Origin of the sequence: Vibrio sp. 10N.261.52.A1, assembly GCF_002876325.1 — a bacterium.
GTDB classification, from domain to species: domain Bacteria; phylum Pseudomonadota; class Gammaproteobacteria; order Enterobacterales; family Vibrionaceae; genus Vibrio; species Vibrio chagasii.
The window spans coordinates 1-5,222 of record NZ_MCYD01001020.1 but is presented as its reverse complement, the minus strand read 5'-3'; the positions used below and the strand labels follow the sequence as shown (position 1 = coordinate 5,222).

Annotated in this window: 7 protein-coding genes; 3 read left to right on the top strand and 4 right to left on the bottom strand. The window is 45.2% G+C overall.

All coding sequences use genetic code 11. The annotated features are described in order from the left end of the window. Window positions 1-120 precede the first annotated feature (120 nt). The gene (locus tag BCT81_RS22125; protein ID WP_008221548.1) at window positions 121-666 is read left to right on the top strand and encodes a gamma carbonic anhydrase family protein; all 546 of its coding nucleotides are present in this window, start codon (window positions 121-123) and stop codon (window positions 664-666) included. Here BCT81_RS22125 and BCT81_RS22120 read toward each other — a convergent pair. The 4 genes from BCT81_RS22120 to BCT81_RS22105 all read right to left on the bottom strand — a co-directional run bounded on the left by BCT81_RS22120 (window position 663) and on the right by BCT81_RS22105 (window position 3,353). Then, on the bottom strand, window positions 663-932 hold the full coding sequence (locus BCT81_RS22120; protein ID WP_102425854.1) for a DUF1488 domain-containing protein: 270 nt from the start codon (window positions 930-932) through the stop codon (window positions 663-665). The two genes, BCT81_RS22125 and BCT81_RS22120, sit on opposite strands and share 4 nt — an antisense overlap. Before the next feature lie 17 nt (window positions 933-949). After that, window positions 950-1,780: a shikimate dehydrogenase gene (aroE, locus tag BCT81_RS22115; protein ID WP_102425853.1), complete on the bottom strand. Its 831-nt coding sequence runs from the start codon at window positions 1,778-1,780 to the stop codon at window positions 950-952. Window positions 1,781-1,857: 77 nt separating this feature from the next. Continuing rightward, entirely contained in the window at window positions 1,858-2,775 is a 918-nt protein-coding gene (gene hemF / locus BCT81_RS22110; RefSeq protein WP_102425852.1) for an oxygen-dependent coproporphyrinogen oxidase, read from the bottom strand. Between the two features lie 20 nt (window positions 2,776-2,795). After that, entirely contained in the window at window positions 2,796-3,353 is a 558-nt protein-coding gene (locus tag BCT81_RS22105) for an L-threonylcarbamoyladenylate synthase (protein ID WP_102425851.1), read from the bottom strand. 195 nt (window positions 3,354-3,548) lie between these two features. On the opposite strand from BCT81_RS22105, the gene purE reads away from it, so the two are divergent. Next, entirely contained in the window at window positions 3,549-4,034 is a 486-nt protein-coding gene (gene purE, locus BCT81_RS22100; RefSeq protein ID WP_004739348.1) for a 5-(carboxyamino)imidazole ribonucleotide mutase, read from the top strand. A gap of 5 nt (window positions 4,035-4,039) precedes the next feature. Next, window positions 4,040-5,170 carry a 5-(carboxyamino)imidazole ribonucleotide synthase gene (locus BCT81_RS22095; protein ID WP_102425850.1) on the top strand — a complete coding sequence of 377 codons (1,131 nt, stop codon included), beginning with the start codon at window positions 4,040-4,042 and terminating at the stop codon, window positions 5,168-5,170. The last annotated feature ends 52 nt before the right edge of the window (window positions 5,171-5,222 follow it).

Here is a 5,222-nt window from a genome sequence, read left to right as displayed (position 1 = left end):
GCCCTTTTTTAAGTTTTTCTTACTTTTTTGATTGTTCGAGTATTTTTTGTTCAAAACACGCCATTTTCACTAGTATTCTCCATAATTAAAGGCTTATGGTGCCTATATAAAGGAGGATTTATGAGTTCAATACGTAGTTACAAAGGTATATCACCTCAGATCGGACAAGGTGTCTATATAGATACAAGCTCAGTACTTGTTGGTGATATCAAAATTGGTGATGACTCTAGTGTATGGCCTTTAGTCGCCGCTCGAGGAGATGTGAATCATATCCATATTGGCGATAGAACTAATATCCAGGACGGTAGTGTTCTCCATGTTACCCATAAGAATGCTGAGAACCCTGAAGGTTATCCTCTATTAATCGGCAATGATGTCACTATCGGCCATAAAGTGATGCTACATGGTTGCACGATTAAAGATCGTGTACTCGTGGGTATGGGCGCTATCGTATTAGATGGTGTGGTCGTCGAACAAGACGTGATGATTGGTGCAGGAAGTTTGGTTCCACCTAACAAGGTGCTTGAAAGTGGCTATCTATATGTAGGAAGCCCAGTTAAACAAGCACGCCCACTGAATGATAAGGAACGTGCTTTCTTACAAAAGTCGGCTGACAACTATGTTCAGAATAAAAACGACTATCTAGACTCTGTGCTTCCCGTTTAAAGCGCTTTAATCTGAATTCGATTAGAGGAGTCATACTCCTCTTCTTCTATTAACTCTTCCGCTAACTCTTCAATATCAAAACGAAGCTCTGCAAAGATAGCCAAAGCTTGTTCGCCGCCTTCGATTTCTTTGTCTGATAATCGTGACAACTCTTCAATCGACACTTCACACTCAATCAGTGCGCCTGACTGCTGAGCTGGGAAGATAATAGATTGACACTCTTCATCCCAATCTTGGATATCTGGGAATAGGATTGATTGATTCATTTTTTCTGAATACCTTGTTATATCTCTAGGTTCTTACGTAATTCTCTTAAAATCTGTTTTGTGCCCGGGCGAAGACCACGCCACAACATGAAACTCTCAGCCGCTTGCCCTACTAACATCCCCAAGCCGTCATAAGCAGCATGAACACCATTATCTAATGCCCATTGGTTGAATACCGTATTGCCCGAACCATAAACCATATCGTAGACGACACTATTATCGTTGAAGATAGCTGGAGAAACTTCTGGTAGTTGACCACTTAGACCTGATGACGTGGAGTTAATAATGACATCAAAGCCTTCGTTCACATCACTTAGCCCCGTCCCTTTTATGTTTCCATGCGAAGCAAACATTTCAGCTAACAATTCAGCCTTTGAACTGGTGCGGTTAGCCACCACTAATTGCTGTAGCTTTTGATCAAGCAAAGGTTGAATCACTCCTCTTGCTGCGCCACCAGCACCCAGTAAGAGAACTCGAGCTCCCTCTAATACTACTTGGTGTTGAAGTAAATCTTGAACAAGCCCCTCACCATCAGTGTTATCACCAATGATTTCTCCGTCATCTAGCTTCTTCAATGTATTAACGGCACCAGCTAGTTGAGCTCTTTCAGTCAATCGATTAGCAAACTGATAAGCATCTTCTTTAAATGGTGCTGTGACGTTACACCCTCTTCCACCTTCACTAAAAAAGGCTTTAGCTGAGGTAATGAACTGGCCATGTTCTGGCTGCAGTGCTGTATAGGTAAGCTGCTGGTTAGTTTGGCGAGCAAATAACGTGTGGATGAATGGCGATTTGCTTTGCCCAATAGGGTTACCGAAAACGGCATAACGATCTACTTGCTGTGTCATATCCTTACCTAACAGAAATAATAAAAAGGGTCATCTATATAGATGACCCTATCACTATCCCTATAAGGAAGGAAGAACTACCAAGCTCGAGGTTTTAGGTAGTCACTATAAAGCAACGCTTCTGGTGACCCTGCTTGAGGTTCGTAACGGTATTCCCAGCGAGCCAATGGCGGCATAGACATCAATATAGACTCTGTTCGCCCGCCACTTTGTAGGCCAAACAAGGTACCACGGTCATAGACTAGGTTGAATTCAACGTAGCGACCACGGCGGTAGAGTTGGAAGTCACGCTCACGTTCACCATAAGGTGTCTCTTTGCGACGCTCAACAATCGGTAGGTATGCCGCAGCATAGCCTTCACCAACAGCTCGCATGTAAGCGAAGCTCTTTTCAAAGCCCCACTCATTTAAGTCATCAAAGAACAGACCACCAACACCACGCGTTTCATCACGGTGAGGTAGATAGAAGTACTTATCGCACCACTCTTTGTGTTCTTGATACACGTTATCGCCAAATGGCGCACACAGATCTTTAGCGGTTTGATGCCAAGACTGGCAATCTTCATCGAAAGGATAGAATGGCGTTAGATCGAACCCACCACCGAACCACCAGATAGGGTCTTCGCCTTCTTTTTCGGCAATAAAGAATCGAACGTTAGCATGAGAGGTTGGGATATAAGGGTTTTTAGGGTGGATAACTAACGATACGCCCATTGCCTCAAACTTACGCCCGGCTAATTCAGGGCGATGAGCCGTTGCTGAAGCGGGCATTGCCTTACCTGCAACGTGAGAAAAGTTTACACCACCTTGTTCAAAGACCGCACCGTCAGTCATAACACGAGTACGACCACCGCCACCAAGGCGATCGCCAGGTTCGCGTTCCCATGCGTCTTCTTTAAATAGTGCACTACCATCAGCCTGTTCAAGCTGTTGGCAAATCGAATCTTGTAGGCTCAGTAAAAACTGCTTTACTGCTTCTTTATCAATTGCTGACATTTTACTTTCCTTTGCAGAGTTTAACCCTGTCTTAATATTTTCGACGTTTTTGCATCTCTGATTTCGCTTGGCTTGTCACGACCACCCGTTTTCCCTTCAAGAATCGCAACCAAGTGTTGGCCAAGTTGCTGATGTACTTCTTCAGTCGTCATACAAGGTGGTTCGCCCGTCAGGTTAGCACTGGTAGAGGTTAACGGCTTACCGAATTCATTACACATTCTTTGAACCAAAGGGTGATCCGTCACTCGCACAGCGATTGAATCAAACTGACCACTCACCCAATCAGTCACTTTAGCACTGGTTGGCATGATCCAAGTGACCGGCCCCGGCCATGTTGCTTTAACCGTCGCTAGTTGCTCATCGGTCAGTTGGCTTTCATCAATATAAGGAAGCAGCTGCTCGTAACTTGCCGCAATCAAGATCAAGCCCTTTTCAACTGGACGCTGTTTTAACTCGAGTAATTTCTTGATGGCATGTGGATTATCAGGATCACAACCAACCCCAAAAACGCCTTCGGTCGGGTAAGCAATGACTTCGCCCTGTTGTAATGCCTGCAATGTATGTTGAAAGTTATCCACGGGTTGCCTCATTAAGTCAGTTATCGAACTCGCTAAGTGTACAAATTATCACTCACTGTTACTAAAGCTATTTGTTTATAAAATGTATCAATTGGCAATTTAGACTGACGCAAACGTTTTCCTAAAGCAATTTTACCCGTATAATGCGCGCAAAATATCTAATCACTAATTAAATCGTACCTGAAGGAGTTTGAGATGACTGTCGGTATTATCATGGGTTCTAAATCTGATTGGCCAACAATGAAGCTAGCTGCGGACATGTTGGATCAGTTTGGCGTAGCGTACGAAACAAAAGTGGTTTCAGCTCACCGCACACCTCAGTTGCTTGCAGACTACGCAACCAGTGCAAAAGAGCGCGGTATTAAAGTCATTATTGCTGGTGCTGGCGGTGCTGCACACCTACCAGGCATGGCGGCTGCTTTCACAAGCGTACCTGTACTTGGTGTTCCGGTTCAGTCTAAAGCCCTGAAAGGTATGGACTCTCTGCTTTCTATCGTGCAAATGCCAAAAGGCATCGCAGTGGGTACTCTAGCTATCGGTGAAGCGGGAGCAGCGAACGCTGGCATCCTAGCTGCTCAAATCATTGGTACACACAATGAAGAAGTAATGGCGAAAGTAGAAGCGTTCCGCTCTGAGCAAACAGAAACGGTGCTTGCTAATCCAAACCCTGCAGAGGACTAATTCCCATGCATGTTCTTGTGTTAGGCGCGGGCCAACTTGCTCGCATGATGTCCTTAGCTGGGGCACCGCTGAATATTGAAATTTCTGCTTTTGATGTTGGCAGCAAAAGTATTGTTCATCCATTAACGCAAGCGATTCTAGGCAACGGCTTAGAAAATGCGATTGAGTGCGCGGACGTCATTACTGCTGAATTCGAACACATCCCTCATGATGTGCTTGAAATATGTGAGCGCAGCGGTAAGTTCTTACCGACCACACAAGCAATCAAAGCTGGCGGTGACCGTCGCCTTGAAAAAGCGCTGTTAGACGAAGCGAACGTAAAAAACGCCAAGTACTATGTGATTAATGCTCGTGAAGACTTTGACGCAGCAATTGCTCATGTTGGCCTACCTATGGTGTTGAAGAGCACACTTGGTGGCTACGATGGCAAAGGCCAATGGCGTTTAAAGACCTTAGACAACGTTGAAGCAACTTGGACAGAAATGGCCGAGTGCATTGCTGCAACCGACAATCAAGCAATTGTGGCAGAAGAGTTTGTTCCGTTCGACCGTGAAGTATCACTGGTTGGCGCTCGTGGAACCAATGGAGAGGTTCAAGTTTACCCATTGGCAGAAAACGTTCACACCGATGGCGTATTAAGCCTATCGACCGCAATTGATGATATTGAGCTGCAAGAACAAGCGAAAGCCATGTTTACCGCGGTTGCTGAGCGCTTAGATTATGTTGGCGTGCTAGCACTTGAGTTCTTTGACGTTCAAGGTTCACTGTTGGTTAACGAGATTGCACCACGAGTTCATAACTCTGGCCACTGGACACAACAAGGTGCTGAGACTTGTCAGTTTGAGAATCACCTTCGTGCGGTCTGTGGAATGCCACTAGGTAGCACCAAGCTGATTCGTCCAACCGCAATGATCAACATCCTTGGTGAAGATACTCTACCTGACGCTATTTTGGCTCAAGGCGGTTGTCATGTTCATTGGTATGGTAAAGAGAAACGAGCAGGCCGTAAGATGGGTCACATTAACGTGAGCGCAGACTACAACGCCGAATTGCAAAGAACATTATGTTCACTAGCAGATATCCTCGACAAAAAAGCTTATCCAGCTATTCATGAGTTTGCTGAGCAGATGAAATAAGCCAACATGGCTTTTGTTGGTTTAGATACAAAAAAACGGCGCTCAGTGAGCG

Excerpts from the sequence above, each read along its gene's own strand:
- BCT81_RS22125 (WP_008221548.1), top strand. The coding sequence starts at position 121 with ATGAGTTCAATACGTAGTTACAAAGGTATATCACCTCAGATCGGACAA.
- BCT81_RS22120 (WP_102425854.1), bottom strand. The coding sequence starts at position 932 with ATGAATCAATCAATCCTATTCCCAGATATCCAAGATTGGGATGAAGAG.
- aroE (WP_102425853.1), bottom strand. The coding sequence starts at position 1,780 with ATGACACAGCAAGTAGATCGTTATGCCGTTTTCGGTAACCCTATTGGG.
- hemF (WP_102425852.1), bottom strand. The coding sequence starts at position 2,775 with ATGTCAGCAATTGATAAAGAAGCAGTAAAGCAGTTTTTACTGAGCCTA.
- purE (WP_004739348.1), top strand. The coding sequence starts at position 3,549 with ATGACTGTCGGTATTATCATGGGTTCTAAATCTGATTGGCCAACAATG.
- BCT81_RS22095 (WP_102425850.1), top strand. The coding sequence starts at position 4,040 with ATGCATGTTCTTGTGTTAGGCGCGGGCCAACTTGCTCGCATGATGTCC.